Here is a 223-nt window from a genome sequence, read left to right as displayed (position 1 = left end):
TGTTACCCTCTACGACGGACCTTTCCAGGTCGCTTCGTCTACCTCGTTCCTTTGTAACTCCGTATAGAATGTCCTACAACCCCAAGAGGCAAGCCTCTTGGTTTGGGCTATGTTCCGTTTCGCTCGCCGCTACTCAGGAAATCGCATTTGCTTTCTCTTCCTCCAGGTACTTAGATGTTTCAGTTCCCTGGGTCTGTCTTCCATACCCTATGTATTCAGGTAA

At 48.9% G+C, this 223-nt stretch carries 1 rRNA gene; it reads right to left on the bottom strand.

Annotated elements, in window-relative coordinates:
- Positions 1–223: ribosomal RNA gene (locus MR160_RS34625) — 23S ribosomal RNA — on the bottom strand; the annotation flags it as partial.

Origin of the sequence: Bacillus cereus group sp. BfR-BA-01382 (assembly GCF_022663475.1) — a bacterium.
Lineage (GTDB): Bacteria > Bacillota > Bacilli > Bacillales > Bacillaceae_G > Bacillus_A > Bacillus_A thuringiensis_S.
The sequence above is the reverse complement of the archived record's forward strand: the minus strand, read 5'-3'. Positions and strand labels throughout refer to the sequence as shown.